At 58.3% G+C, this 25,219-nt stretch carries 26 protein-coding genes; 4 read left to right on the forward strand and 22 right to left on the reverse strand.

The window, feature by feature from the left end:
• Window positions 1–368 precede the first annotated feature (368 nt).
• The 15 genes from MPRO_RS07315 to ccoN form a co-directional block, all read right to left on the reverse strand.
• Window positions 369–986, reverse strand: a complete 618-nt coding sequence (locus MPRO_RS07315) for a YigZ family protein (protein WP_067289589.1) — start codon at window positions 984–986, stop codon at window positions 369–371.
• A complete protein-coding gene (locus MPRO_RS07320) occupies window positions 979–2,133 on the reverse strand; it encodes a cation diffusion facilitator family transporter (protein WP_067289590.1) in 1,155 nt (384 codons plus the stop codon). Before MPRO_RS07320 ends, MPRO_RS07315 begins: the two co-directional genes overlap by 8 nt.
• A gap of 360 nt (window positions 2,134–2,493) precedes the next feature.
• A complete protein-coding gene (gene queE, locus MPRO_RS07325) occupies window positions 2,494–3,126 on the reverse strand; it encodes a 7-carboxy-7-deazaguanine synthase (RefSeq protein ID WP_067289592.1) in 633 nt (210 codons plus the stop codon).
• A 96-nt stretch (window positions 3,127–3,222) separates the two neighbouring features.
• Window positions 3,223–4,158 carry a recombination-associated protein RdgC gene (rdgC, locus tag MPRO_RS07330; protein WP_067289594.1) on the reverse strand — a complete coding sequence of 312 codons (936 nt, stop codon included), beginning with the start codon at window positions 4,156–4,158 and terminating at the stop codon, window positions 3,223–3,225.
• A 116-nt stretch (window positions 4,159–4,274) separates the two neighbouring features.
• Window positions 4,275–4,817, reverse strand: coding sequence for an adenine phosphoribosyltransferase (locus MPRO_RS07335; RefSeq protein WP_067289595.1), 543 nt, complete (start codon window positions 4,815–4,817; stop codon window positions 4,275–4,277).
• 92 nt (window positions 4,818–4,909) lie between these two features.
• Window positions 4,910–5,665, reverse strand: coding sequence for a fumarate/nitrate reduction transcriptional regulator Fnr (gene fnr, locus MPRO_RS07340; RefSeq protein WP_067289598.1), 756 nt, complete (start codon window positions 5,663–5,665; stop codon window positions 4,910–4,912).
• A 133-nt stretch (window positions 5,666–5,798) separates the two neighbouring features.
• Window positions 5,799–6,461, reverse strand: a complete 663-nt coding sequence (locus MPRO_RS07345; RefSeq protein ID WP_067289602.1) for a sulfite exporter TauE/SafE family protein — start codon at window positions 6,459–6,461, stop codon at window positions 5,799–5,801.
• Entirely contained in the window at window positions 6,454–6,696 is a 243-nt protein-coding gene (ccoS, locus tag MPRO_RS07350; protein WP_067289604.1) for a cbb3-type cytochrome oxidase assembly protein CcoS, read from the reverse strand. The genes MPRO_RS07345 and ccoS overlap by 8 nt, the downstream gene beginning before the upstream one ends.
• 380 nt (window positions 6,697–7,076) lie before the next feature.
• Window positions 7,077–9,584, reverse strand: a complete 2,508-nt coding sequence (locus tag MPRO_RS07355) for a heavy metal translocating P-type ATPase (protein ID WP_067289610.1) — start codon at window positions 9,582–9,584, stop codon at window positions 7,077–7,079.
• Window positions 9,585–9,595: 11 nt separating this feature from the next.
• Entirely contained in the window at window positions 9,596–10,114 is a 519-nt protein-coding gene (locus MPRO_RS07360; RefSeq protein WP_067289613.1) for a FixH family protein, read from the reverse strand.
• Window positions 10,115–10,252: 138 nt separating this feature from the next.
• Window positions 10,253–11,674, reverse strand: a complete 1,422-nt coding sequence (gene ccoG / locus MPRO_RS07365; RefSeq protein ID WP_067289616.1) for a cytochrome c oxidase accessory protein CcoG — start codon at window positions 11,672–11,674, stop codon at window positions 10,253–10,255.
• Window positions 11,675–11,917: 243 nt separating this feature from the next.
• Complete coding sequence (gene ccoP, locus MPRO_RS07370) at window positions 11,918–12,811, reverse strand: cytochrome-c oxidase, cbb3-type subunit III (RefSeq protein ID WP_067289619.1); 894 nt, start codon at window positions 12,809–12,811, stop codon at window positions 11,918–11,920.
• A complete protein-coding gene (locus MPRO_RS07375; RefSeq protein WP_067289622.1) occupies window positions 12,808–12,990 on the reverse strand; it encodes a cbb3-type cytochrome oxidase subunit 3 in 183 nt (60 codons plus the stop codon). Before MPRO_RS07375 ends, ccoP begins: the two co-directional genes overlap by 4 nt.
• Window positions 12,991–12,995: 5 nt before the next feature.
• On the reverse strand, window positions 12,996–13,616 hold the full coding sequence (ccoO, locus tag MPRO_RS07380) for a cytochrome-c oxidase, cbb3-type subunit II (RefSeq protein WP_102136283.1): 621 nt from the start codon (window positions 13,614–13,616) through the stop codon (window positions 12,996–12,998).
• Between the two features lie 21 nt (window positions 13,617–13,637).
• On the reverse strand, window positions 13,638–15,068 hold the full coding sequence (ccoN, locus tag MPRO_RS07385) for a cytochrome-c oxidase, cbb3-type subunit I (protein WP_067289625.1): 1,431 nt from the start codon (window positions 15,066–15,068) through the stop codon (window positions 13,638–13,640).
• A 354-nt stretch (window positions 15,069–15,422) separates the two neighbouring features.
• Between ccoN and MPRO_RS07390 the strand changes: the two genes are divergently transcribed.
• Window positions 15,423–16,025 (forward strand): alpha/beta family hydrolase, encoded by a 603-nt coding sequence (locus tag MPRO_RS07390; RefSeq protein ID WP_067289629.1) that lies wholly within the window; start codon window positions 15,423–15,425, stop codon window positions 16,023–16,025.
• A 54-nt stretch (window positions 16,026–16,079) separates the two neighbouring features.
• On the opposite strand, the gene MPRO_RS07395 is transcribed toward MPRO_RS07390, so the two are convergent.
• Window positions 16,080–16,361, reverse strand: a complete 282-nt coding sequence (locus MPRO_RS07395) for an antibiotic biosynthesis monooxygenase family protein (protein WP_067289632.1) — start codon at window positions 16,359–16,361, stop codon at window positions 16,080–16,082.
• Window positions 16,362–16,501: 140 nt separating this feature from the next.
• On the opposite strand from MPRO_RS07395, the gene tusA reads away from it, so the two are divergent.
• The 3 genes from tusA (at window position 16,502) to trxC (ending at window position 17,931) form a co-directional block, all read left to right on the forward strand.
• Entirely contained in the window at window positions 16,502–16,744 is a 243-nt protein-coding gene (gene tusA, locus MPRO_RS07400) for a sulfurtransferase TusA (protein WP_067289635.1), read from the forward strand.
• Window positions 16,745–16,749: 5 nt separating this feature from the next.
• On the forward strand, window positions 16,750–17,340 hold the full coding sequence (locus tag MPRO_RS07405; RefSeq protein WP_082708524.1) for a ProQ/FINO family protein: 591 nt from the start codon (window positions 16,750–16,752) through the stop codon (window positions 17,338–17,340).
• 153 nt (window positions 17,341–17,493) lie between these two features.
• Window positions 17,494–17,931, forward strand: coding sequence for a thioredoxin TrxC (gene trxC / locus MPRO_RS07410; RefSeq protein WP_067289638.1), 438 nt, complete (start codon window positions 17,494–17,496; stop codon window positions 17,929–17,931).
• A 125-nt stretch (window positions 17,932–18,056) separates the two neighbouring features.
• Here trxC and MPRO_RS07415 read toward each other — a convergent pair whose 3' ends face one another.
• From MPRO_RS07415 to MPRO_RS07440, 6 genes are all read right to left on the reverse strand, one after another.
• Window positions 18,057–20,003: a bifunctional diguanylate cyclase/phosphodiesterase gene (locus tag MPRO_RS07415; protein WP_067289640.1), complete on the reverse strand. Its 1,947-nt coding sequence runs from the start codon at window positions 20,001–20,003 to the stop codon at window positions 18,057–18,059.
• Between the two features lie 15 nt (window positions 20,004–20,018).
• A complete protein-coding gene (locus tag MPRO_RS07420; RefSeq protein WP_245635047.1) occupies window positions 20,019–20,729 on the reverse strand; it encodes a transglutaminase-like cysteine peptidase in 711 nt (236 codons plus the stop codon).
• A 73-nt stretch (window positions 20,730–20,802) separates the two neighbouring features.
• Window positions 20,803–21,786 (reverse strand): glutathione S-transferase family protein, encoded by a 984-nt coding sequence (locus tag MPRO_RS07425; protein ID WP_067289643.1) that lies wholly within the window; start codon window positions 21,784–21,786, stop codon window positions 20,803–20,805.
• A 107-nt stretch (window positions 21,787–21,893) separates the two neighbouring features.
• Window positions 21,894–22,484 carry an FMN-dependent NADH-azoreductase gene (locus tag MPRO_RS07430; RefSeq protein ID WP_067289646.1) on the reverse strand — a complete coding sequence of 197 codons (591 nt, stop codon included), beginning with the start codon at window positions 22,482–22,484 and terminating at the stop codon, window positions 21,894–21,896.
• A gap of 177 nt (window positions 22,485–22,661) precedes the next feature.
• Complete coding sequence (locus MPRO_RS07435) at window positions 22,662–23,759, reverse strand: DUF3080 family protein (protein ID WP_082708528.1); 1,098 nt, start codon at window positions 23,757–23,759, stop codon at window positions 22,662–22,664.
• A gap of 5 nt (window positions 23,760–23,764) precedes the next feature.
• Window positions 23,765–25,165: an MATE family efflux transporter gene (locus MPRO_RS07440; protein WP_245635048.1), complete on the reverse strand. Its 1,401-nt coding sequence runs from the start codon at window positions 25,163–25,165 to the stop codon at window positions 23,765–23,767.
• Window positions 25,166–25,219 lie beyond the last annotated feature (54 nt).

A 25,219-nucleotide genomic window follows, 5' to 3' on the forward strand; every position in this document is an offset into this window, starting at 1 on the left:
GCAAATAGTGGTTCTATCTAACACTTGAAACGAAGTGGAAAGAACCGCTTTAGCGGGGTCGCAGACCGAGAAGCCTGCGACGAGTAAAAAAGAGGACGAAAAATGACCAGAATCGGCTTTTCCGCAGTAGATCAGTGGTAAGTCCGACAGGCTGCTAGTGTAGTGTTTCACGCTATATGAAGCTTATAACGGCCCCTTTTTCCGCCATCCTGCGTTGTTCGTTGTCGCCGTAGCCCCACTATGACTCTGCCTCACGCCTTGGCTGGCGAAAAAATGAGCGCGTTCTAAAGCACCACCAAGAGTGCAACACTACACTAGCCCCTAGCCCCTAGCCCCTAGCCCCTAGCCCCTAGCCCCTAGCTCAGCTGTTAGTTTTCCGGTTTGAGAGTTGCAATACTGACCGCCGGCAGAGGCCCCAGTCTCAGCTCGAGTTCCTGTGCCTGCCTAAGATCAAGCTCCAGCAGAATCTGCAGTTGATCATGCCACTGACGATCAATAACCGTTAAATTCAGTTGCTGTATCAGATGCTCCAAAGTGCCGGTGAGGGCGTGGGGTGCGAGCACCTTATAGGTCTGGGTGAACACCCGCATTTCGCTCGGCAGAGTTGCCAGGCACTCCTGCACCGCCTGGCTGTATGCCCTGACCAGGCCACCGGCACCGAGTTTCACACCGCCAAAGTAGCGGGTTACGACCAGGGTAATTTCCCCCAGACCCGAATGGGTGAGTACGTTCAGCATGGGCTTGCCCGCGGTGCCGCGGGGCTCGCCATCATCGCTGCAGTTCCACAGGTTGTAGTCTTGGGGGGCGCCTGCGACGTAGCACCAGCAGTGGTGATTGGCGTCGGGGTAGCGACTGCGCACCGCGCTTATGAAGCCATTGGCGGCCTCGGCGCCGGCGGTGGGCGCTGCCTGGCAGATAAACAGGCTGCGCTTGATTTCTATGCTGACCGCGTGCTCTTCACTTGGCCGCAGATAGGTCTCAGGCATCGCCGGGCGTGAGCCACAGTGTCAGGCTGGCGTACCAGTAATACTGCTGCAGGTTGTCACGTAGCGCCTGTTGCACTTCGCTGCCGGAGAGTCCGCAGCCTGTGAGCTCGGCGCTGTCCAGGTTCAGTTCCAGCTCGATACGGGCCTTGATGTAGTAGAGCGCGAGCTTTTCCCACTTCAGCTCTGGATGCAGCTCGCTCAGGGCCGCGTTGAGAGCGTCTTCGACTTCTGCGCGCAGCGGCAGGGTATCGCAGTACAGGCGCTGATCATCGTTGTAGGTGTCGATATGGAAAATAACATCGCCGATGTCATCGAAGCGGGTCTTGAGGATGCGCACCGCTGTGTCGCCAATATAGTGGCCTTCCGAAGCGCTGAGGTGGCTTTCAACCTGAATGTGCATCTCAAGCAGGCTTTGCCCACCCATCAAGCGGGTCTTCAGGCTGTGTACGCTGATCACCCCATGGACATCCTGCACCGCCTGCTCCAGCTCGCGAACCTGGGATTCGGGCAAGGCGGTATCGACCAGCTCTTTGATGCTTTTCCAGGTCAGGTCCCAGCCGATCTTGGCGATCAGCAGGGCCACCAGAACGGCGGTCAGGGCATCCAGCCAGGCCCAGCCGAGCATGGCGCCGCCTATACCGATCAGTACCACTATGGATGAAAAGGCATCGCTGCGACTGTGCCAGGCGTTGGCAATGATCAAATCCGACTTGAGGCGCTTGCCTGCGGCCAGGGTATAGCGATAGATCCATTCCTTGCTGACGATTGAGAGCCCGGCCACCACCAGCGCGGGCCATTCGGGAATTTTCAGGGCGTCACCGCTGAAGATAAGCCCGACACTGTTGTAGGCCATGGCGCCTGCGACGGCGATCAAAAGGGCTCCGAGCATAACGGTGCCGGCGGTTTCGAAGCGGGCATGACCCCAGGGATGGTCTTCATCGGGTTCCTGGTGTGATACCCGCAGAATAAGGAGAACCATGAAGTCGGTGACCAGATCCGACAGCGAGTGAATACCGTCGGCAATCAGGGCATGGGAATGGGACAGCAGGCCTACAATAATTTTCGCGATGCCGAGAACGGCGTCGAGCAGGCTGCCGACCAGGGTGACCTTCTGGGCTTCTTGCTGGCGTTGCTTGGCTGTGTACATTACGGATCCACTGAGTAATAAGCGCTAATAGTAGCGGTTGCACCGGGCTGTAAAGCGTCGCCCGGGGTGCGGCTGTTGCAGAAATTTTACATAACAAAATCGCCAGCCAACAGGCTGAATATCACTGCTTTCTTGAAAAATCTATTGCAACTCTTTGTTTTTATATGAAGGTCACTGCTGTCTAATATTTGATCGATCTGTATGAGGTAGCCCTGTCATGGGGTGAGTGGCGCATATTTGCCCGCTCACCCACATCCTTATCCACAGTAGATGTGGGTATAACGTTGCAGGCCTGTAATTACGGGCCTGTGGATGCTTTTATGGTGGGGTAATTCACCGTCGTGTACACCCGTTCATGCATCAGTCGATGCCCAGAATCTTGTGGGTTTGCAGGCTTAGCTTCCACTGCGGATGACCCAGACAGTACTGTACGCAGCGGCGCAGGTTCGCATCCGCATCGGGCCCATCCAGCGGCTGCAGGTAAAAATTCTCGAAGGCGAGGGACGTAAAACGTTCAGGCGGAGCCAGCAGTTGCGGGTATACCAGCTTGAGCTCCTGCCCAGTGGTTATCACCAGGTTGGTATTGGCCTTGGGGCTCAGGCAGATCCAGTCGATGCCATCGGGCAGGGGTTTGGTGCCGTTGGTTTCGACGGCAATCTCGAAGCCTGCGGTTTTGAAGGCCTTGATCAGGGCTGTATCGAGCTGCAATGCGGGCTCGCCACCGGTGCAAACCAGGTAGGGGGTACCCTGGGCTGGATCCGGCCAGAGCGCCATGGTGGCCTGTGCCAGCGCCTGTGCGGTAGCGAACTTGCCGCCGTTCTGGCCATCGGTGCCGACAAAGTCGGTGTCGCAGAAGTCGCAGATGGCGCTGCTGCGATCCTGCTCCCGGCCGGACCAGAGATTGCAACCGGCAAAACGGCAGAAAACAGCCGGGCGTCCGGCCTGGGCACCTTCGCCCTGCAGGGTGTAGAACATTTCCTTAACGCTGTACATAGGGTCTCCGGGGCCTTGCAGGGGTGTTACAGCGGGCGGCTGCTCTCTTCAAATTGTGTGCTTCAACTGAATCGCTTCACCGCCCTGGTGGGGATTTCACACTTTGGGTGCGGGCTCCAGGGATGCGCCTGCGACTTCGCCACCAAAGGCGTTGAGCAGATCCGGAATCAGGCGCGTTAGCTCGAGCCCGAGCTGAGCGACATCGGCATCAAAGCGTGCGAGTTCGTCGTCGGCCACATCCTGCTGGCGTTCCTTGAACTGATCGGTTTGCTTGATGCGGTGCACGCTGAGATCTTCGTGCAGCAGAAAACGCAGATTTTCGTCCCACTCCAGCGATAGCTTGGCGACGCGCTTGTCGGCTTCGAGGTGCGCGACAATCTCGCTGCTGGTGAGCTCCTGGCCCTTGATGCGAATTACACCGCCTTCGACCAGATTGTCCTTCAGTTCGGCCTCATCGAGCAGTTGCAGCGAGCTAGGCAGCGGTTCCTGCTGTTCCAGCCAGTGACTCATCACCGCCGCCGGAGACTGCTTGACGTCTGGCAGGATGATCGGCAGTGACCCCAGGCTGGTGCGCAGTTGGCTAAGCAGGTCTTCGGCACTCTTGTGGCTCGAGGCATCGACCAGCATAAGGCCTGCCTGGGGCGCTATAAGCGCATAGGTCTGGCTGCGCTTGCTGAAGGCGCGGGGCAGCAGATCCAGAATGATTTCGTCCTTGAGCTGGGTGCGCTCGCGGCGATAAATCTTGCGTGCCTCGTCTTTTTCGATCTTTTGCACCCGCTCTTCCAGTGACTGGCGAATGACGCCCGAGGGCAGGATTTTTTCTTCTTTCTGGGTGCAGATCAGGTGATAACCGGCACAGCTGTAAACCAGGCTGTCGGGCAGGGCCTTGCAGGGCGCAATCCAGCCGGAGCGGCTCAGTTCCTGGCTGCCACAGGGCTGAAAGGGTGTTTCTGCCAGTGCGGTTTCCAGCGCCTCAGTGTCTTTGTCGAAGGTGGCGCTAAAGCGATAAAAGATCAGATTTTTGAACCACATGGTATATCGTTGCCTGCTGAGTAGGGGCGCTATTCTAGCGGCTCATGGCGTAATTGCCATGGCCAATGGAACAAGCCACCGAGGTACGCAAAGCTGCGCCGTCGGTGACGGGCAGATCAGAGGCCTTCGTAGGCCAGCAGCGTGTGCACCGGAATGCCGGCGTCCTGAATGCGGGTGGAGCCCTGGAGGTCCGGCAGGTCGATCAGTGCGGCGGCTTCATAGACGCTGGCGCCCAGCTCCTTTATCAGGGTGCTGGCGGCCAGGATGGTGCCGCCGGTGGCAATAAGATCATCAAAAATCAATACACGGTCGCCAGGGCCTACTGCGTCGATCTGCATTTCAACGGTGCCGGTACCGTACTCCAGCGCGTAGTCAGCCTGCACGGTCTTGCCTGGCAACTTGCCTTTCTTGCGCACCAGTACCAGGGGCAGGTTCAGGTGGTAGGCCATGATCGAGCTGATCAGAAAACCGCGGGCATCAATGCTGGCGATATGGGTAATGTCGGTGCCGATATAGCGCTGTATAAAATCATCCGTGACCATGCGCAGGGCTTTGGGATCTTTGAAAATAGGCGTGATATCGCGAAACATGACGCCTTTTTCGGGCCAGTCCGCAACGGTGCGGATAACCGATTTTACGTAGCACTCATCGTAGGGCATGCAGGAACTCCTTGGGCGCAGCGCGGCTGCGGTTGTGATTCAGTAATTTAACTAGTGCTGAGCAGCTTTGTGGCGGTGCTGCTCGACAGTATTCAGCTCGTTTGCTGCAGGCTTGGGCACTCGCCGGACTGCAGGTATAGCTTGGCAATATCGGTAATGTCGATTTCCTTGCCTTCCACCTGTATCAGGCCGCTTTTCTGAAAGCGGGTAAAGAGTCTGCTGACCGTTTCGATCGCCAGCCCCAGGTAGTTGGCGATTTCGTTGCGTGACATCGACAGGCGAAAGCGCGTTCTGGAATAGCCGCGGATGCGAAAGCGTTCCGACAGCCGGATCAGAAAAGTGGCCAGACGCTGCTCGGCGGTTTTTTTCGACAGCAGCAGTAACATCTGCTGATCGTCACGAATCTCCCGGCTCATGGTACGCATGATCTGGCGTCGCAGCTCCGGCAGTTCACCTGCCAGGTCATCCAGACGGTCGAAGGGGATATTGCATACCGTTGTGGTTTCAAGCACCCGCGCGGCGTTGGGGTACTGGCCTGAATCCATGCCGCTGAGGCCGATCAGCTCGCCGGGGAAATAGAATCCGGTGATCTGTTCGTCGCCCTCAGCTGTAACCGTATAGGTCTTAACGCTACCGGCCCGTACCGCAAAGATGGAGCCGAATGCCTGGCCCTGATCGAACAGCAGCGCGCCTTTCTTTAGCGGCTGGCTCTTGCTGATAATGGTGTCCAGGCGATCTATATCCGTCAGATCCAGTGAAACCGGCAGGCACAGTGTGCTCAGGCTGCAATTGTTGCAGTGCGCCTGCTGTACAGGACCTGACCTTCCGGGTTTGCGTGGCTCATCCATAGGTACTTCCTGTTTCCTGGATTGATAGGACGCTCGGATTGGGGTGCATGGCGAGGACGCTGCCTAAACGACTTAAGCGTGCAATTATCCATCATTTGGCGCCTTGGTTGAAGTCATGGGCACTGGTGATGGGTCAGAACGCCAGAATAGGGGCTAGGGTAAATAGACCGAACAGAATAATCAGACTGCCTGCCAGTTGCTGGGTCAGGCGCCGTGCCAGCAGTTGGCGCAGCTGGGCGGCCATAAGCCCGGTGGCGAGCATGGCGGGCAAAGTGCCCAGACCAAAGCAGGCCATCAGCAGGGCGCTGGTCTGCCAGTCGCCGGCGGCGGAAGCCCAGATCAGAGTGCTGTAAACCAGTCCGCAGGGTAGCCAGCCCCACAACAGGCCAAGCGCCAGCGCCTGCAAGGGCGTGCGGGCCGGCAGAAAGCGTGCAGCCAGCGGGCGCAGGTAGCGCCACAAACCGCTGCCGGCACGCTCCAGCAGCAGCAGACCTTTCCACCACTGGCCTATGTAGAGCCCCATGGCAACCAGCATTAACCCTGCCAGGGTGCGCAGCACCAGGGTTGCGGTACCGCCCGCCACCAATACGCCGAGGCCGCCCAGCAGGGCGCCGGCCAGTGCGTAACTCAGCAGGCGCCCGCCGTTGTAGCCTAGCAACAGAACGATGGCGGGCGTACGACTGTCGGGGCGGGTCATGCCTACTGTGGCAGCGATGCCGCCGCACATGCCGATGCAATGGGCGCCGCCGAGCAGCCCCAGCACTATGGCGGTGCCGATCGAAAGCCCCTCAGACATGGGTATCGTTCTTGGGCGGATTAGTCCCAGGGGCCTGGGTCCCTGGCTTTGCAGGGCGGACGCGCTCCTGTTTGGCGTCGTCGGGGATCAGGTTATCGTCATCATCAAACAGGATGCTGTGGGCGGGAGACTCCATGTCATCGAACTGGCCGCTGTTGACGCTCCAGAAGAAGGCCCAGAGGGCGCAGCCAACAAAAATGATGGCAATGGGTATAAGCAGATACAGAATGTCCATGGATCAGCCTTTGGTGTCTGTTTCAATTTGGGCCGGGGGTAGGCTCATATTAATGTCTGACCTTCTTGATGTTTCAGCTTTAAGCTTTCAGCTTGGTGCTTGGCCTGCGTACGCGTCTTGAGAGTCGCAGGGCATTGCCTACCACCACCAGTGAACTGGCGGACATGCCGATGGCGGCGCAACTGTAAGGGGTGGTGCCATGAATCCGCAATCTAACCACTGTTACCCTTCTGTCTTAGGCGCTTGCGAGGTGGAGTTGGGTCTGCGTACGCGTCTTGAGAGTCGCAGGGCATTGCCTACCACCACCAATGAGCTGGCGGACAGGCCGATGGCGGCGCAACTGTAAGGGGTGGTGCCATGAATCCGCAATCTAGCCACTGTTACCCCTCTGTCTTAGGCGCTTGCGAGGTGGAGTTGGGTCTGCGTACGCGTCTTGAGAGTCGCAGGGCATTGCCTACCACCACCAGTGAACTGGCGGACATGCCGATGGCAGCCATATAGGGTGCGACTAAGCCGCTGGCGGCGAGTGGCAGCGCCAGCAGATTGTACAGCAGGGCCCAGCTGAGGTTCTGACGGATAACGCTGCGGGTCTTGCGTGCCAGCAAAACAGCATCTACCAGGCGATTGAGATCACCAGACATCAACACCGAATCGGCGCAGGTCTTGGCCAGATCCGTGGCGGAGCCCATGGCGATGGATGTCTGGGCGCCGGCCAGTACCGGGATATCGTTGATGCCATCGCCGACCATGACCACCTGGGCGCCACTGCGCTGCAAGGCGTTGATATGGGCCAGCTTGCTGTCGGGCGACATGCCACCGTAAACGCGGTCGATGCCAAGGCTCTGGCTGACGTGCTGCACCGCAGGTGAGCTGTCACCGGAGAGCAGCTCAATTTGCAGGCCGAGGGCCTGCAAGGAACGGATGCACTCAAGTGCCTGGGGTCTGAGCTGGTCATCGAGACCAAACCAGGCCAGCGGCCCTTGGGTGCTGCACAGCAGTAGCCATTGGCTCTGTTTGTCGGGCAATGCGGGTCTGGGTGCTTGCGGGCAGAGTGCGGCGGCAAAGTCCGCCGTGCCGATGCGATACGGCTTGCCATCGATTGTGCCCTCGAGCCCCAATCCAAGGTGGGATTCAAGTGATTCTGCGGCTTTGTCCAAAAACGGCTGGAAGGCCTTGGCGATGGGGTGTTCGGAGTGGGCTTCCAGGGCGGCGGCCAGGCGCAGGGCTTGATCGCGTGTGGCGCCCAGGCAAGTGACACTGTGCAGACTCAGGTTGCCCTGGGTGAGGGTGCCAGTCTTGTCGAAGACAATATGAGTGGCGCGGGCGAGGCTCTCGAGTACATGGCCCCTGGTGATCAGCAGGCCATGCTGGCGCAATGTGCCGGTTGCGGTGGTCAGTGCCGTGGGGGTCGCGAGCGACAGGGCGCAGGGGCAGGTGACGACCAGTACCGCCAGTGTGATCCAGAAGGCGTTGGCAGGATCGAGCTGCCACCAGATCAGCCCGACCAGGCTGGCGGTGAGCAGTACAGCAGCCACAAAATAGCTTGAAATGCGATCGGCGAGGCGTGCGGTGGCGGGCTTTTCGCTCTGGGCGCGATCCAGCAGGCGAACGATGGCGGATAGCTGGGTATCGCCCCCCACCTGGCTGATTTCCAGCTCGATAGGGTTCTCGACATTAAGTGTGCCGCCAACGACGCTGTCGCCCTCGCCGTGGCGAATGGGCAGGTACTCGCCGGTCAGGGCCGATTCGTCGATGGAGGAGTGGCCGCGCCGGATAATACCGTCAGCCGGAAGGCTCTGGCCGGGCTTTACCAGTACCCGGTCACCCACCCTGAGTTCGCTGGCCGGTACCAGCAGTTCTTCACCGTCGACGATGCGGATTGCGCTGTTGGGCAGCAGGTTAAGCAGCGCATTGCCGGCACGTCCGGTACGATGACGCGCCTGCATTTCCAGATAGCGGCCGATAAGCAGAAAGAAGGTAAACATGGTGACCGAGTCGAAATAGACCTCGCCACTCTGGGTAAGGGTGGCCCAGACGCTAGCGCTGTAGGCGCCCAGCACAGCGATGGAGACAGGTACGTCCATGCTCAGGTGGCGACTGCGCAGGTCACGCAGCGCCGCCTGATAGAACGGCAGGGCAGCGTAAAGGGCGACGGGGCTGGCCATGATCAGGCTGGCCCAGCGGATAAAATTGACAAACTGCGGTTCCATGTCCTGCAGGGCGCCGGCGTAGAGGGCGATGGCGTACATCATCACCTGCATCATGCTGACCCCGGCGACACCGAGGCGTCTGATGGCGCGCTTCTTTTCCTGCTCGAGCAGTTGCTCTTCCTTGTCAGGATGGTAGGGGTGGCCCTGGTAGCCGATACGGTAAATTTGCCCCAGCAGCAGGCTCAGACTGGTGCTTGCTGTATCCCAGCTCAGACGCATGCGGTGATTGCTAAGATTGACGCTCACGCGCAACACGCCTTGCTGGCCTTGCAGGTGATGTTCCAGTAGCCAGGTACAGGCGGCGCAGGTTATGCCTTCGATAACGAGGCTCGCTTCGCGGCTGCCGTCGTCCAGGGTCGTGACAAAGGCTTGCTGCATGCTGGGCTTATCATAGAGCGACAGCTCCTGTGCCAGTACGTCGGGCAGGACGCGGCCGGCAATATCCGCGCCGCCAGGGGTGCCGCTGCGATGGCGATAATAGCCGTCGAGCCCGCTGTCGACGATGGTTTGTGCCACGGCCAGGCAGCCGGGGCAGCAAAGCTCGCGCGGCTCGCCGTCGATTTGCAGGAAATAGCGGCTGCCTGCGGGCACAGCAAGGCCGCAGTGAAAGCAGCTGCTGGTTTGTGCAGCGATGTTTGGCTGCGCAGTAGCGCTGGCGGAGCTCAAGGGAGTTGCCATGGTGTCTGGGCTCAGTGCGCCGGTGATAGCTGAATGCGCAGTGGGTCGTAGGGCGGCAGAGCTTCGGCACGCAGGCTCCAGCTGTTGTCCTGCGGTAGTATTACCAGGTACCGCTTGCCGATACTCAGGGCGGCTTGCAGGCTGCCAGTGAAGCGGGTGCTGCCGGGTACGCGGCGCAGCTGCGCATTCTGATCATACTTCTGATGAATCGGGTGGATGATTTCCAGCGTCAGGCTGCTCAAGTCATCGGGCACCTTGCCGTGCAGAGTAAGGCCTATACCGCCGGTGACATCATCGATCAGCAGGTCGGCGACAAGGCCCAGGGCTGCTGCGTTGTCGGAAAGACTGCTGTCGATTTCCAGTCCCTTGGCAACCTGGTAGTAATCGTCCTTGACGATGCCATCAGCAGAGACGATCGACAGAACCAGAAATGTTGTGCCAGAGATAACGGAAGCTATGACCGGGGCCAGGATGAACCAGAGCCAGGGCTGTTTGTACCAGGGCCCGATGGCGATGTTGTCTTGCTGCATGATGATCCTTAAAGCGCGCTAAAGCGGTGACGGGCGAACAGCTGTCCGCGTGCGGCGCTATTCTAACCGAAAATCCCGGGGACGGCTGCTGCGATAGCTTGCCCCGGGGCTGTTGAGAGTGCTGTGCTGCTGTTTAGTTCAGCGCCTGGGGGCGGGTCCGAGAAAGCGGCTTTCGGCATCCAGGCTTATTGATGGGTCATCCAGCGAGCGGACGTGGAAAATAATGGTGTAGTTAGGGCGGTGCAGTATCCTGGGGTCCGCCTGCAGGCGCAGGGCAACATCGGCCAGCTCGCCCGCAGCAATGTTGAGCTGGGAGTCTGTTACCAGCTCGAGCCCATCGAAGCCGCTGACGCTGATTTCAAAGCGGTGATCCTGCTGGGCCTTGTTGGCGAGTTTGAGCGTATAGCTGTTCTCAAGCTTGCCATCGGAGGTGTGGGTAAACAGAGGCCCGCGGTCGCGCAGCACATCGACTTCCAGCGGTATGCGGGTGGCGATGGTGTAGCCGAAAGCAGCCAGCATGCCTCCCAGCAACAGGGCGTAGACAACGAGACGCGGGCGCAGCAGTTTGGTCGGCTTGCCTTCCAGCGCGTGTTCAGTCGTGTAACGTACCAGCCCGCGCTCATAGCCCATGCGATCCATCACATCGTCACAGGCGTCAATGCAGGCACCACAGGCCACACATTCGTGCTGCAGGCCGTCGCGGATGTCGATACCCACCGGGCAGACGTGCACGCAGTTACCGCAGTCGATGCAGTCCCCCAGGCCTTCGGCCTTATAATCGAGTCCCTTTTTGCGTTTGCCGCGGTGCTCGCCGCGTTTTTCGTCGTAGGAGATGACCAGGGTGTCGGGGTCAAACATCACGCTCTGGAAGCGGGCGTAAGGACACATGTAGATGCATACCTGTTCGCGCAACCAGCCGGCGTTGCCGTAAGTTGCCAGGGCGAAAAAGCCCAGCCACCAGGTTTCCCAGGGGCCCAGGTCCCAGCGAAAAAGACTTGGTACCAGTTCGCGGATAGGGCTGAAGTAGCCGACGAAGGCGATCGCTGTGGCGACGGCAATCAGCAGCCAGAGTACATGCTTGATGGTTTTGCGGACGGCCTTTTCAGCGGTCCAGGGGGCTTTGTCGCGCTTCATGCGCAGGTTGCGGTCGCCTTCGCTAATGCGCTCGGCCCAGATGAAAAACCAGGTCCAGACAAACTGCGGGCAGGCATAGCCGCACCAGAGGCGTCCGGCCACCGCCGTAACGAGAAAGAGCACGAAAGACAGAATGATCAGCAAAAAGGACAGCAGCATGAAATCCTGTGGCCAGAAGGTCATGCCAAAGACATGGAACTGGCGGTTTGGCAGGTCAAACAGTACTGCCTGGTGGCCATCCCATTGCAGCCATGAAAAGCCAAAGTAGGCTGCCAGCATGATGAAACCCGATATCATGCGCAGGTTGCGGAACAGCCCCTTGTAGAACTTGACGTAGATGTGCTCGCGCTTGGCGTAGAGGTCGTAGGTTTCGACCTTGGCCTGGCTGCTTTTTGGAGTGATGTCTTTGACCGGTATTTGATTCATGCCTTTACTCTTCGTCTAACGCGGTACTGGCCTGCCAGGCGGATGATAGTCGGCAGCTTTGTCGAGACTCTGTCGCGGCTTTTGATCGTCTTCTTGAAGACTCTGTCCACTGTGTCCCGCTGGAGCGGGATGTTGCGGAGCCCGGAGGGTCACAGTGGGCAGAGTCCGTATCCAGTATAAGGAACCCATAAAAAAGACGATATGATCTGCATCATATCGTCTTGATCACAGTTGCGCAGTCTGTCAGTCGTTTGACAGGCTAAAAACGTATGCGGCAATCAGGTGGATCTTGTCATCGCTGAGAAGGTCCTTGTGTGCCGGCATCATGCCTGCGCGACCGCTGCGAATGCTGTGTGTCACCGCTTCGAAACTGCCGCCATAGAGCCATACATCGTCAGTCAGATTCGGTGCGCCCAGGGCTTGAGTGCCCTTGGCGTCCTGGCCGTGACAGGCGGTGCACAGAGCCTGGAACTGGGTTTCGCCGCGCTGTGCGGCGTCCGGATCCACTTCGCGCCCGCTGAGGCTGAGCACGTAGCTGGCCATATCGCGAACACCTTCTTCACCCAGCACCGAGCCCCAGGGCGGCATGCCGCCGTTGCGACCGTTGATGATGGTCTGCTTGATGGTGGCAGGCTCGCCACCGTACAGCCAGTCATTGTCAGTCAGGTTGGGGAAGCCATAGGCGCCGGTGCCTGCTGAGCCGTGACAGACACTGCAGTTGTTGGCGAACATGCGCTGACCCATCTGCAGGCCGGACTTGTTTTCCTCAGTCTGCAGATCTTCGATCGACAGGGCGGCATACTTCGCAAACACCGGCTTGTAGACTTCTTCGGCGTGCTGCATCTCTTCTTCCCACTGACCCGTGGACGTCCAGCCGAGCAGGCCTTTGAAGTTACCCAGGCCCGGATACAGGGCCAGGTACACCAGCCCGAAGATCACCGTGGCGACGAAGAGTTGAAACCACCAGCGAGGCAGCGGGTTGTCGTACTCTTCGATACCGTCGTACACATGACCGACAGTTACGTCGGTGGATTCCTTGTGGGTCTCGCTCTTGCGAGTCTGGAACAGCAACCAGGTGCAGCCAAAAATGACCGCCAGGGTGATCACTGTTACCCATGCGCTCCAAAAAGCACTCATTTTTCCGTTCTCCCGTTATCGGCCTTAGCATCCGACGGTTTCTCTTCGTCGTCGAAGGGAAGGTTAGCGGCCTCATCAAATCCCTTCTTGTTCTTTGGGAGCATTACCCAGACAAACAGGAGGAGAAAGGTGATGAGCATGATCACCGGTATATATGGGCCATATACTTCGTAACTCACGTTGCTTACCGCTTGTTGCTGTATTCGGAGTGCGTTTTGCCGAGCGCCTGCAAGTAGGCGACCAGCGCGTCTATCTCATACTTGCCGCTTACGGCTTCCTGGGCATCTTCAATCTGCTCGTCGGTGTAAGGCACGCCCAACTTGCGCATGACTTTCAGCTTGGCTTCAGTATCGGAGCCGCTGACGCGGTTCTCGAACAGCCAGGGATACGACGGCATCTTGGACTGGGGCACAACGTCACGCGGATTGTAGAGGTGCGCGCGGTGCCAGTCGTCGGAGTAGCGTCCGCCTACACGGTCCAGATCAGGTCCGGTGCGTTTGGATCCCCACAGGAAGGGATGTTCCCACACGTCTTCGTTGGCGGTGGAGTAGTGACCGTAACGCTCGGTTTCCGCACGGAAGGGTCGAATCATCTGTGTATGACAGACGTGGCAACCCTCGCGGATATAGATGTCACGGCCTTCATTTTCCAGTGCGGTGTAAGGGCGCATGCCCTCGATCGGCTGGGTGGTCGAAGAGTGAAAAAACAGCGGAACGATTTCCGCCAGGCCACCACCGCTGATCACGATAATGATCAGCAGTACCATCAGGCCGATGTTTTTTTCTATTGTTTCATGTTTGATCATCGAGAAGAGCTCCTATCGGCCTTAAGCTGTCTGCGGGGCCGAATCGACCAATGGTGCGCGGCTGCCTTTGCGCACTGTCTGCCAGGTGTTGTAGGCCATCAGCAGCATGCCGGTCAGGAAGAATGCGCCGCCCAGCCAGCGTACAAAGTAGCCCGGATGGCTTGCGGCCAAGGCTTCCACGAAGCTGTAGGTGAGGGTGCCGTCTTCGTTAACTGCGCGCCACATCAGACCCTGGAGGATGCCGTTAACCCACATCGCGCAGATGTAGAGTACGGTACCTATGGTCGCGAGCCAGAAGTGGGCATTGATCAGGCGTACGGAGTACATCTGGGCCTTGCCCCACAGGCGCGGGATCATATGGTAGGTCGAACCGATGGAGATCATCGCAACCCAGCCAAGAGCGCCCGCATGTACGTGGCCGATGGTCCAGTCAGTGTTGTGGGACAGTGCATTAACCGTCTTGATTGCCATCATAGGGCCTTCGAAGGTGGACATGCCGTAGAACGACAGCGAAACCACCAGGAAGCGCAGTACCGGGTCGGTACGCAGTTTGTGCCAGGCGCCGGAGAGGGTCATCATGCCGTTGATCATGCCGCCCCAGGAGGGAGCCAGCAGAATCAGGGACATCACCATAGCTACAGACTGGGTCCAGTCAGGCAGGGCTGAGTAGTGCAGGTGATGGCCGCCGGCCCAGATGTAGGTGGCAATCAGCGCCCAGAAATGGACGATCGACAGGCGGTAGGAGTAGATCGGGCGCTCGGCCTGTTTGGGAACGAAGTAGTACATCATTCCCAGGAAGCCTGCGGTCAGGAAGAAACCAACCGCATTGTGGCCGTACCACCACTGCACCATGGCATCAACGGCGCCGGGGTAGACAGAGTAGGACTTGAACAGTGAAACCGGGATCACCAGGCTGTTGACTATATGCAGCACCGCCACGGTGATGATGAACGCCATGAAGAACCAGTTACCCACATAAATGTGCGAGGTCTTGCGGTTCTTTACCGTACCCAGGAATACGATCGCGTAGCTGATCCAGACCATCCCCATCAGGATATCGATCGGCCACTCAAGCTCAGCATATTCCTTGGTGGAGGTGATGCCCATGGGCAGTGTTATAAAGGCAGCGACAATAACGGCCTGCCAGCCCCAAAAGGTAAACTTCGCCAGTCCATCGGAGAACAGGCGAACCTGGCTGGTACGCTGCACTATGTAGTAGGACGTGGCAAAAAGGGCGGAACCACCAAACGCGAAAATTACGGTATTGGTGTGAAGGGGACGAATACGTCCGAAAGACAGCCAGGGCGTATCGAAATTCAGTGCAGGCCAAACCAGCTGGGCTGCAATCAGAACCCCAACGGCCATACCGACGATACCCCATACCACCGTCATGATGGCAAACTGTCGTACCACCCTGTAGTTGTATGTCGGGTGTTCAGTTGCTGTGCTCATGTCAGACTCTCATCAACAAGCTAGTGAAAGGGAAAACGTTCCGGCGGCAATTATCTGGGAACGCATCTTTGTTTACAATGTGAAGTCTTTACTGGATGCGGTACATTGTCGCACCCAAACTCCGCGGCAGGATTGTACTCGATTTCGCCGCTTTGCGAACCGTAAATATTTAACACGTTGAAAGATATTGAGAATTTATTCGTCAAAAAGTCGTAACCACGACGGTAAAAGACGCTAATTAATGTCTTTTGGTATGACAGTGGCCCAAGGGGCTGGGTCTAAAGTCGTATATATCGTTACTTTGTTTGATCTGAATCAAGAAGTTTCAGCCTAGGCGCTAAAATGGAAGATGCAATGTTTATAACGGACGGTGAGCCTCTCAAGGGGCGCATTTTATTTGCCCACGGTGCCGGTGCCCCCATGGATTCTGATTTCATGCAGGCGGCGGCACAGGGGCTGGTTGAGTGTGGCTATCAGGTAATGCGGTTTGAATTCCCCTATATGCAGGCCAGGCGTGAAGATGGTCGGCGCCGGCCGCCCAGTCGCATGCCGCAGCTGCTTGAGCATTTTCGCGCCCGCATTGATGAACTGAATGACGGTGTGCCGTTGTGGCTGGCGGGAAAGTCCATGGGAGGGCGGGTCGCCACCATGCTGCTCGATGATGCGCCTGCCTGTGTACGGGGCGCGCTGGTGTTTGGTTATCCGTTTTATCCTGCAAAGAAGCCACAGCAGCCACGCATTGAGCATCTGGTGAGCTTGCCTTTGCCGGTGCATGTTTTTCAGGGTACAAGGGATGCGCTGGGCAACCGGGAAACGGTGCAGACCTATGGGCTGTCGGCGCAGCTGCAGTTGCACTGGCTCGAAGACGGAGATCACGACCTGAAGCCGAGAAAGGCGTCCGGTTTCACTCAGGATCAGCATCTGGCCGCAGTCTGTGCTGTGGTTGCCAGGCTCTGATCCTTTTTGTCAATTAACGTTAATAGCAGGATGCTGTAATGGATACGGTGGCGCTCAGTGCTCCAGCAGGGTTATTTTTTCATCGCTGATGAGCATTGGGTTTATCACTGCCATGGCTTCCTGGCGCTCAGCTGAGCGTGCCCAGCGCTGCCAGTCCTGAATGGATCGGTAAGTGGCCAGCACCACGCGATGGTTGGGGTTCTGGATGTCGTGCAGGGCTTCGCCGGAGATAAATCCGTGGGCCTGCATGGCCTCGGTCAGGGTGGCGCGGGCGGCTTGTTCATAGTACGAGGCAAGGTCGTCGGCGATATGTCGTTCAATGAGGACACGAATCATGATGCTGCTCCTTTCTGGTAGCAATGTGAGGAGTCTAGATTAAGCGTAATGGCTTTGCGTCCAATCGCAATGTCTCTGTGGCTTTCTCTGCGCAGTCATATTTGCGACAATGGCCGCGTTCGAGATTAACTGGTGAATAAATGGGCAATATAAAACCCGATCAGGTGATGGATGCCTGTGGACTCTTCTGTCCGGAACCGGTGATGCTGCTGCATAACCGTGTGCGCGAATTACAGGCGGGGCAGGTGCTCGAAGTGGTCGCCACTGATCCGTCCACGCAGCGTGATATCCCCAAATTTTGCACCTTTCTGGGGCACGAGCTGTTGGCTCAGAATGTGGAAAACGATCAGTACCGATACCTGATACGCAAGGGAGCCGGCTAAGCCCGATGAATGACAATGTAAATGCAGTAATTGAGCAGACTGAGCAGTTGCTTGGCGAGCTGGATCAAATGCTCGAACAGCGCGAACAGGTTCGCGTCGATACCCTGAAGCAACAGTCCGAGAGCGTAACCGTGAACGACGTGGCAAGCACCGAAAGTACTGTAAACACCGAGAATACCAAGTCTCGCTCCAAGAACCGGGTTGCTAACCAGGCGGCGCTCAAGCTGCTGATGGAAACCTACCCCAAGGCGTTTAGCCGTACCGAGGTGCGTCCGCTCAAGATTGGTATTCAGGAAGATCTGCTGGCGGATGAGAAAATCGCCAAAAACAAGATCAAGCGCGCGCTGGCATCCTATGTGCGCACGCTGTCTTACTACCGCAGCCTTAAAGCGGGTAATGCCCGTATCGATCTGACGGGCGAAGCCTCAGGTGAAGTTTCCGAGCAGGAAGCCGAACACGCCAAAGGCAAGCTGAAGGAAATCAGCCGTCAGCGTCGCGAGCGCGAACAGGAACAGCGCAAGGCGCAGGCCGAGAAGGAAAAATCCGACCGTCTGAGCAACAAGCTCGAGCAGCTGGTTAACCTCAAGGGTCGCTAACAGCGCAGTGTCACAGGCTGTCAAACTTTGCTCTGACTGTCTGTGGCACCTGCAACGGCATCCTTCCCTGCGCAGGCTGTACGCGCAGCGCTTTTTCTTTTTTGCGATTGCGAGTCTATCTTTTCCCGTTTTCCCCGGTCTGGATCCTGAGCCATGTCTGAATCTCTCAATCTCTGCTGTCCCCACTGCCTGGTTACCAACCGTGTGCCTGCTTTGCGTCTTGCTCAGGAGCCGCGTTGCGGTCGCTGCAAGCAGGCATTGTTTGCGGGCAAACCCGTTGAGGTTGAGACTGTGGCGGCCTTTGATCGCCTGAGCGGGCAGAGTGATATTCCCGTTGTGGTGGATTTCTGGGCGTCCTGGTGTGGCCCCTGCAAGATGATGGCGCCGGTGTTTGCCGCGACTGCTGCAAAGCTGGAGCCGCAGTTCCGCTTTGCCAAGGTGGAGACGGAAAAGTTGCCGGATCTGGCGCAGCGTTTTGCCATTCGCAGCATACCGACCCTGTTGGTGCTCAAGGGTGGCCGGGAAGTCGCTCGTCAGGCCGGTGCCATGGATGCTGGCAGCCTTGAGCGCTGGTTGCGCACGTTCAGCTGAATGGGCAGTGGCCTGTTGCTGTAATCATCTGGGCTGGGAATAAAAAACGCCGCTGCAACCGCAGCGGCGTTTTTTTGTGTGCATTTTTTGACTTTATCTGGCTTGCCCCTTGCCCCTTGCCCCTCTTATTCAAGCGCCTTGGGTGTGCCGTGCAGGAAACCCTGGGTGGCATCAATTTTCAGGCGCAGCAGTTGGGTCAGCTGGCTGCTGCGCTCCACGCGCTCGGCGTAAGCGGCAATGTCCAGGCTGTGGGCCACGCTGACCAGACTGCTGACAAAGAACTGATCCTGGGCATCGCTGTCGATATCGTGCAGCAGGGAGCCATCGATCTTGATGTAGTCGGGCTGCAACTTGTAGAGGTAGCCAAAGCCGCTGGGGTGCACACCGAAGTTGTCGACGCCAAAGCGGCATCCCAGTGTGCGCAGTGCATTGCGCAGTCCTTCGATGCCCGTCAGGTTGTTGAGTACCGAGGATTCATTCAGCTCGATGCAAAGGCGTGCCCGCTCGTTGAGTGTGGTCAGGCGCTCCAGCAGCCACTGGCGAAAGCCTGCATCGGTTACGGATTCGTTCGACAGGTTGATGGCCAGGACGGTGCCCAACGGAGTTTGCTGCAGGTATTGCAGGGCGTGATTGACCACGGCGCGGTCCATGTCGGTCATCAGGCCCAGTTCGCGCACCACGCTGATAAAGTCGCCGGCGCTACAGAGGCTCTTGTCGCGGTTGAGGATACGGGCGAACACTTCCTGGTGCAGTTGGCCCTCATCCGTCGCAATGACCGGCTGTGCCTGCAGGAATATCTGTTCATTCTCTATGGCAGCGGAGACGTGTTCATGCCAGCTTTCATCAATGGGCTGCGGATCACCCGGAGCCTGGAACTGATGTGCGCGTCTGCTTTCCTGTAGAGCCTTTTCTACGGCCAGTCGGGCATTGGACTGCAGCTGGGCCGCGCCTGTCTTATCATTGCCAAGGGCGATGCCGATACTCACGGGCGCGGCTTCCTGGGTCTCGGATTGGCGCAGTTGCTGGTAGTCCTGATCAATGCTGCTCAGCAGGTTGTTGACGATACGCTGTAACTGATCCGGTGCCGGCAGTTTAAGTAGCAATGTAAAGTCGGCGCCACTGAGGCGGCCCATGACGTGGTCGCCGGTACTGGTGCAGATACCATTGAGTTGCTCGGCCAGCAGGCGGATGAAATTATCGGTTTTCTCGGACCCCAGGTCCTGGTTGAGTGCCTGTAGCTTGTCGATATGTACCAGGAGCAGGGCGCAGGGGCCGAAGTCCTGGCGGTAGTCCAGACGCTCGCCCAGCTGAGCCCGGGTGGCGCGAGGGTTGGGCAGGCCAGTGAGGTCATCGCGATACGCCTGGCGGCGCAGTTCCTCAATATTCTGGCTCTGTTCTTCGAACATCTGGTGAACCTGGCGCACCATCTGGTTCATGGCTTCGACGACGCGGCGCAGCTCCCGGGTTTTAGGAATGCGCGGCTGTTCTATGTACTGCTTGCGCGTCAGGGCAATGGCCTGATCTTCCACGCCCTTTAGGGGGCGCAAAATAATCCGAAGCACCAGGCCGATGGCCAGGGTCGAAAGCAGGGCCAGGAACAGAAACAGGATCAGTGTCTCCTTGGCGACGCGCCAATATGCCTGGTAAGCATAGCCAGGGTGCCCCTGCACGAATATGGTGCCGGTTTTGGCCCAGTTGTAGGTGACCTCGCGGGTCATGGCCGGTGGCGTGAGCGGAACAAGGTCGACGAACCACTGTGGCACTGTGTTGCCAATCACCGGCGGGGTTGATTTGCTGAACAGCATGTCACCCTCGGCCGTCACCACATCAATACGCTGATAAAAGCCGCTGTCAAAGATGGCATTGATGGTGGTTTCCACCGTGGCTGCATCCCGGCCCGCAATATAGGGCGCCAGATAAAGCCCCAGGTGTGTTGCGGTGTCCAGGGCGTGGGACTCCAGCTGGTTGGTCAGCATTCGTTTGGAGCTGTCCGAGGCGAGATAGATAGTGCCGCCGGCAAGTCCCATCATTGCCACCAGCGTGGCGGCTATCAATTGGTTTACGAGTGACATGGTCTCTTCCTGTGTCTACTTGTCATGCTGTTCATTGATCCTCGATTGCAGCTGAACCCAGGGCTTGAGTCGATCCGAGGCGCCCACAAGATCGGCGCGCCGGCCTTTCTTGGTCAGCCAGAGGTTGTCACCATTAAAACTGTATACGTGCAGCAGGTCCGGGCGTTGATTGGCGGGCTTGATATCGGATATCAGGTTGTCCAGTACAAGCGGGATGTCGCTGGGCTGCGGGTAGTAGGTTAGTACCATGTGGGCCTGGTTCAGCTCCAGGGCCTTGACGTAGGCGATGCTCATCTTTTCGATCGGCACGCCGAGCTCGCGCAGGGTGTAGTACTTGGCGATGGAGAAGTCTTCACAGTCGCCGCCATTGCTCACCAGAAATTCCACCGGCGTGGCCCAGTAGTCGGCTTTTTTCCAGTGGACTATGTCGTCGAGAAAGCGCACCTGGTTGAAGAAGCGGTTCACTTCGCGCAGTTTGGTGGCTTCGTCGGCATCCGCAAGATCTGTGAGCAGTCGCTGCCAGGCTGCCAGGCGGCGACGGGCGGGCTCGCCGTAGGTCTGGCCGAGCTGGTTGATGCTGGCCTGGCTGAGTCGAACACCGGTGTTGTCGTCGGCAACAAGCGCAATGCTGGCGGCGATGGTCAGAACCAATAGAAGCGGCAGCAACGTGCGAAGCGCGGGCCTGGGGCCCGGTAGATCCTGCTGGTAGCGTCGCTGCGTTAGCACCTGGCACATCCTGTTCCCTGGGGAGGTCATCATGGATCATCCCGCAGTTTCGCTCAAGTGCTCAGCGCAGGCTTTATGCAGATGCGGTGGGGAAGAGTGCGCGGTTGTGGGGTCTTGTCAGTTCCAGTGCTGGGCCGCGTGGCACTATAGCTGTGGGGTTGATGCTGCTGTGGCTGCGATAGTAGTGGTGTTTGATCTGCTTCATGTCGACCGTAGCGCTGATGCCAGGCCACTGATAAAGCTCGCGCAGATAGCCTGACAGGTTGGGGTACTGGCTGATGCTGCGCAGGTTGGTTTTGAAATGGCCGAAATAGACGGAATCAAAGCGTATCAGGGTGGTAAACAGGCGCCAGTCAGCCTCGGTAATGCGGCTGCCGAGCAGGTAGCGTTGCTGTCCCAGGCGCTGATCCAGCGTATCCAGGGCTTCAAACAGGCTTTGGAAGGCGTCATTGTAGGCGCTTTGGGCGGTGGCAAAGCCGCAGCGGTAAACGCCGTTATTAATGGCGTCGTATACAAATTGGTTCATCTCATCGACTTCGGCGCGCAGGGGGTGCGGATGCAGGTCAGGGCCCTGGTCCACGAGATGGGAAAAGGCGCTATTGAACATGCGCAGAATATCGGCCGACTCATTGCTGACAATGGTGTGCTGCTGCTTGTCCCAGAGTAGCGGTACTGTGACGCGGCCGCTGTAATCACTCTGGGCACGGGTATAGAGTTCGTGATGGTAGCGACTGTTATAAAGCGGGTCGCCGCTGGGGTAGTCGGAGTGATTGAAGGCGGGATCGGCCCGGTACTCCCAGCCGTTGGTGGCCATCAACGGGTGTACGCAGCTGACGCTGATAATGTCCTGCAGGCCCTTGATGCTGCGCCCGATCAGGGTGCGATGTGCCCAGGGGCAGGCGAGGGATACATACAGGTGGTAGCGCCCCGCCTCGGCCTTGAAGTTGCCTTCGCCTATCCAGTTGCGAAAACGGGATTCATCCCGCACGAAGGCGCCCTTCTGGCTTTTGGTGTCGTAACCCTGGTCATGCCATTGTCCGTTTACCAGTAATCCCATGGGTTCACCTCTGTGATTAAGTGAGTTAAGTCTGGGTGGTAGAAGAGGCCGGGCCGGCTTCCCGGCGCCGGCCTCTTGTCGTTGCGGTGTTGAGCGGTAAATGGCTGTTACAGTTGCTCGATGGCGCTGATCACCTTGTTCAGTGATTCTTCCTTCAGGTCGGCGATGCTCATGCCTTCGGCGGCAAAGGTTTCCACCGAGTTGATTCCCAGGAAGCCCAGGAAGGTGGTTACGAAGGGGGCAACGAAATCACGTGGCGTACCGGCATGGATGCCACCGGTTGCGGTCACAATATAGGCCTGCTTGCCCTGGACCAAGCCCACGGGGCCGGTTTCGGTGTACTTGAAGGTGATGCCGGCGCGGGCGATATGATCGAAGTAGGCTTTCAGGGTCGAAGGCACACCGAAGTTGTACATGGGGGCGGCGATGACAACGATATCGGTGTCCATGAGTTCAGCCACCAGGGTATCGGACAGGGTGATGATCTCATTCTGCTCGGCGCTGCGCTGATCGGCCGGGGTGAAAAAAGCGCCCAGGGTCTGGTCGGTGATATGGGGCAGCTGATCCTGTGCCAGATCGCGGGTGGTGACGGTGATATCTGAATCACGGCCCAGGCGTGCCAGCAGCTTGGCTGTGAGCAGGCGGGTGTTGGATGTTTCATTCAGGGCGCTGGATTGAACTACGAGTACTTTGGTCATGTCTCTGTCTCCGCAACAGTTGGTTGATGGAGCCATTATCTAGGTCTGCCCGGGATTAAATAGCGGAATAACTTCAGCACAGGGTTCAGTTTGACTGAATAGTTGATCGAAGCGTCGACACTTTGCGGTCGTCAGTGGCTCTCAGTAGCGGGTGTTGTCAGTCGGCAGCAGCAACGGCTATTCGCGCCCAGGCATCAGGTTGCACTGTCGCAGTGTGGTCTGCCAGCTGCGGCTATGGTGATCGCGGGCCTGGATATAGCTTTGCCACAGGCTGTCGGGGTTGGCGTCGGCAAATATGCGCCACTGATACTCACGCATTGCGGCTGTGGCGGGCAGGCTATCGAGCAACTGCCGGTGCAGAGCCCGCCAGCGCTGGCCGCTGCGATCAACCCGTGCCATATAGGGCTGAACCTCAGCAGCGTAATATTTGGTGAACACGTTCAGCAGTATGCGGGCTTTTGGAGTGGGTCTTTGCTGGGGGCAGATGTTGGCGCGCTGTTGCCTGCGATCAAGTGCCCGTGCGGTGTGCTCCAGGGTTTGGCTGAGCAGCCAGACGGATTTGAGCCACTGGCTGCCAAAGCGGTTGGCTTCAAGTGTCTGGTAGTGTTGCTCAAGCTGATCCAGGCCTGCCGGTAACTGCCAGTGGGGGCTGGCGATCAGTGTTTGCAGGTCGGTTAATGTCTGCAGGCTTCGCAGTGCCGCCTCGCTGCCATCGCTTTGGTTATCATTCAGGCGCAGCGGCAGCGGTGGGTCGCCAATGGAAAAGTTGCTCTCCATTTCACGAGAGGCGTAGATCGCATTCCAGAGTACGGCGGGCAGTTCTTTTGTCTTGAGGTGATGGATGCTGTCAAGTTGCTGCATGAGCCTGGTATCGGCATCAGTAAGGGTTTCAGGGCTCTGTGCCAGTGCCAAACGGCAGTCCCGAATCTGACTTAGCAGGCGCATTTCGTACACGAGCTGCTTTGAGGGCAGCATGACCTTGCCCAGTGAACTGTTGCGCTGGGCAATCAGCCCCAGCAGGTTGCAGTGGCGCAGTGTCAGTACCTCGATCAGTCCCTGGCGCAGGTCTGTCAGCGGTAAAAGGCGTTCGCGTCGGGGCGGCAGTAGCGCAATGGCGGGGGTTGCGTCCAGGTGGCTGTCGATGGCTTCGTCCAGTACCCGGGCGACCCGGTCACTGTAGTTGTCGAGCATGTCCTCAGGGCTTGCTTGCCCGCAGCCAGCCAGTAGTGCGCTCAGGCACAGCAGCAAGGCGCAGTTTCGCAACGGCCTGTGCATGCTGCCTAGGCCTGCGCCAGGCGGAGGCTATGGCGCCGGGTCATCCATACCAGGCGTGTGCCGAGTAGCAAGGCGCCAAGGCTGAGGCCCAGTACCAGGCCGTACCAGAAGCCCTCGGCGCCTCGGGCTGGGCCTGCCAGGTCGGTGAGTCCCAGTATGAAGCCCGCCGGCATGCCGACCAGCCAGTAAGCCACAAATACCAGCAGCAAGGGTATGCTCGTATCCTTGTAGCCGCGCAATGCGCCTGCGGCGGCCACCTGGATGCTGTCGGAAAACTGAAAAAATGCGGCTATGACCAGCAACTGGGCCGCCAGCGAGATAACGACCGGGTCGGGAGAGTAAAGGCTGGCAATGTTGTGGGCAAAAAGCAGCATGACGCTGCAGGACACCAGTGCGCAGCCCAGTGCCAGTAGCACGCCGGTAAAAGCGCTGCGCCTTGCTCGCGGGTAGTCGGCAGCGCCCACCAGGTGGCCGGTGCGGATGGTGATGGCCAGGGCAATGCTCAGGGGTAGCATGAAGGTGAGGCCGGTAAAACTCATGGTGATCTGGTGGGAGGCCACTGTAATGTCGCCCAGCGGGGCAAGCAGCAGGGCGATCAGGGAGAACATGCTGACCTCGATCAGCAGTGACAGGCCGATGGGGAAGCCCAGTTGCATGAATTGCCGGGTTGCCGCAAAACTTGGGCGCTGCCAGCGGCTCAGGGGCGCGGCTTCAGTAAAGGCCTGGCTGCGCCATAAATAGAGTGCGCCGGCCAATAGCATGGCAAGCATGACGATGCTGGTGGCCCAGCCACAACCGACGCCGCCCATGGCGGGCAGGCCGAGCTTGCCGTAAATAAAGATGTAATTAAGGGGTATATTGAGCAGCAGCCCGAGCAGGCCTATTTTCATGACCACGCGTGTCAGGCCGAAACCTTCGCAGAAACTGCGAATAAGCTGATACAGCAGTATCGCCGGCAGGCCCCAGGAAATAGCCTGCAAATAGCCCTGGGTCAAGGCGGCTAACTCAGGTGCTACATTCAGCTGCTGCAGCAGCCAGGCGCAGTTGCGCACGCTGATAAACGCCAGCAGGCCTGTGCACAGTGCAATCCAGAACCCTTGTTGAAATACGGTGCCTGCGGCCTGTTGGCGGTTAGCGCCCAAGTGTTGGGCGACCATCGGTGTGGTGGCCATGAGTACGCCTGAGAACGTCAAAAAAACCAGTATCCAGATACCGTTGCCCAATGCTACGGCGGCCAGATCTCGCGCGCTGACATGACCGGCCATCAGAGTGTCGACAAAGCCCATGGCTGTTTGCGACAGTTGTGCGACCATAATGGGCCCGCCGAGCTTTAGCAGGATGCGAGCTTCGTGCATACAGATGCGGGGGCTGCGGGGTGGCGGAGCGCTGATGGTGGGGGAATTCAAGACGCCAACTCAGCGGCTGGCATCGGCGCGCTACCGGTCGCGCAAATTTTATGC

Origin of the sequence: Marinobacterium profundum, from assembly GCF_001528745.1 — a bacterium.
Taxonomy (GTDB): Bacteria; Pseudomonadota; Gammaproteobacteria; order Pseudomonadales; family Balneatricaceae; genus Marinobacterium_A; species Marinobacterium_A profundum.

Bases quoted from the DNA above. Each gene is read 5' to 3' on its own strand.
- MPRO_RS07315 (WP_067289589.1), bottom strand. From the start codon at position 986: ATGCCTGAGACCTATCTGCGGCCAAGTGAAGAGCACGCGGTCAGCATA.
- MPRO_RS07320 (WP_067289590.1), bottom strand. From the start codon at position 2,133: ATGTACACAGCCAAGCAACGCCAGCAAGAAGCCCAGAAGGTCACCCTG.
- queE (WP_067289592.1), bottom strand. From the start codon at position 3,126: ATGTACAGCGTTAAGGAAATGTTCTACACCCTGCAGGGCGAAGGTGCC.
- rdgC (WP_067289594.1), bottom strand. From the start codon at position 4,158: ATGTGGTTCAAAAATCTGATCTTTTATCGCTTTAGCGCCACCTTCGAC.
- MPRO_RS07335 (WP_067289595.1), bottom strand. From the start codon at position 4,817: ATGCCCTACGATGAGTGCTACGTAAAATCGGTTATCCGCACCGTTGCG.
- fnr (WP_067289598.1), bottom strand. From the start codon at position 5,665: ATGGATGAGCCACGCAAACCCGGAAGGTCAGGTCCTGTACAGCAGGCG.
- MPRO_RS07345 (WP_067289602.1), bottom strand. From the start codon at position 6,461: ATGTCTGAGGGGCTTTCGATCGGCACCGCCATAGTGCTGGGGCTGCTC.
- ccoS (WP_067289604.1), bottom strand. From the start codon at position 6,696: ATGGACATTCTGTATCTGCTTATACCCATTGCCATCATTTTTGTTGGC.
- MPRO_RS07355 (WP_067289610.1), bottom strand. From the start codon at position 9,584: ATGGCAACTCCCTTGAGCTCCGCCAGCGCTACTGCGCAGCCAAACATC.
- MPRO_RS07360 (WP_067289613.1), bottom strand. From the start codon at position 10,114: ATGCAGCAAGACAACATCGCCATCGGGCCCTGGTACAAACAGCCCTGG.
- ccoG (WP_067289616.1), bottom strand. From the start codon at position 11,674: ATGAATCAAATACCGGTCAAAGACATCACTCCAAAAAGCAGCCAGGCC.
- ccoP (WP_067289619.1), bottom strand. From the start codon at position 12,811: ATGAGTGCTTTTTGGAGCGCATGGGTAACAGTGATCACCCTGGCGGTC.
- ccoO (WP_102136283.1), bottom strand. From the start codon at position 13,616: ATGATCAAACATGAAACAATAGAAAAAAACATCGGCCTGATGGTACTG.
- ccoN (WP_067289625.1), bottom strand. From the start codon at position 15,068: ATGAGCACAGCAACTGAACACCCGACATACAACTACAGGGTGGTACGA.
- MPRO_RS07390 (WP_067289629.1), top strand. From the start codon at position 15,423: ATGTTTATAACGGACGGTGAGCCTCTCAAGGGGCGCATTTTATTTGCC.
- MPRO_RS07395 (WP_067289632.1), bottom strand. From the start codon at position 16,361: ATGATTCGTGTCCTCATTGAACGACATATCGCCGACGACCTTGCCTCG.
- tusA (WP_067289635.1), top strand. From the start codon at position 16,502: ATGGGCAATATAAAACCCGATCAGGTGATGGATGCCTGTGGACTCTTC.
- MPRO_RS07405 (WP_082708524.1), top strand. From the start codon at position 16,750: ATGAATGACAATGTAAATGCAGTAATTGAGCAGACTGAGCAGTTGCTT.
- trxC (WP_067289638.1), top strand. From the start codon at position 17,494: ATGTCTGAATCTCTCAATCTCTGCTGTCCCCACTGCCTGGTTACCAAC.
- MPRO_RS07415 (WP_067289640.1), bottom strand. From the start codon at position 20,003: ATGTCACTCGTAAACCAATTGATAGCCGCCACGCTGGTGGCAATGATG.
- MPRO_RS07425 (WP_067289643.1), bottom strand. From the start codon at position 21,786: ATGGGATTACTGGTAAACGGACAATGGCATGACCAGGGTTACGACACC.
- MPRO_RS07430 (WP_067289646.1), bottom strand. From the start codon at position 22,484: ATGACCAAAGTACTCGTAGTTCAATCCAGCGCCCTGAATGAAACATCC.
- MPRO_RS07435 (WP_082708528.1), bottom strand. From the start codon at position 23,759: ATGCACAGGCCGTTGCGAAACTGCGCCTTGCTGCTGTGCCTGAGCGCA.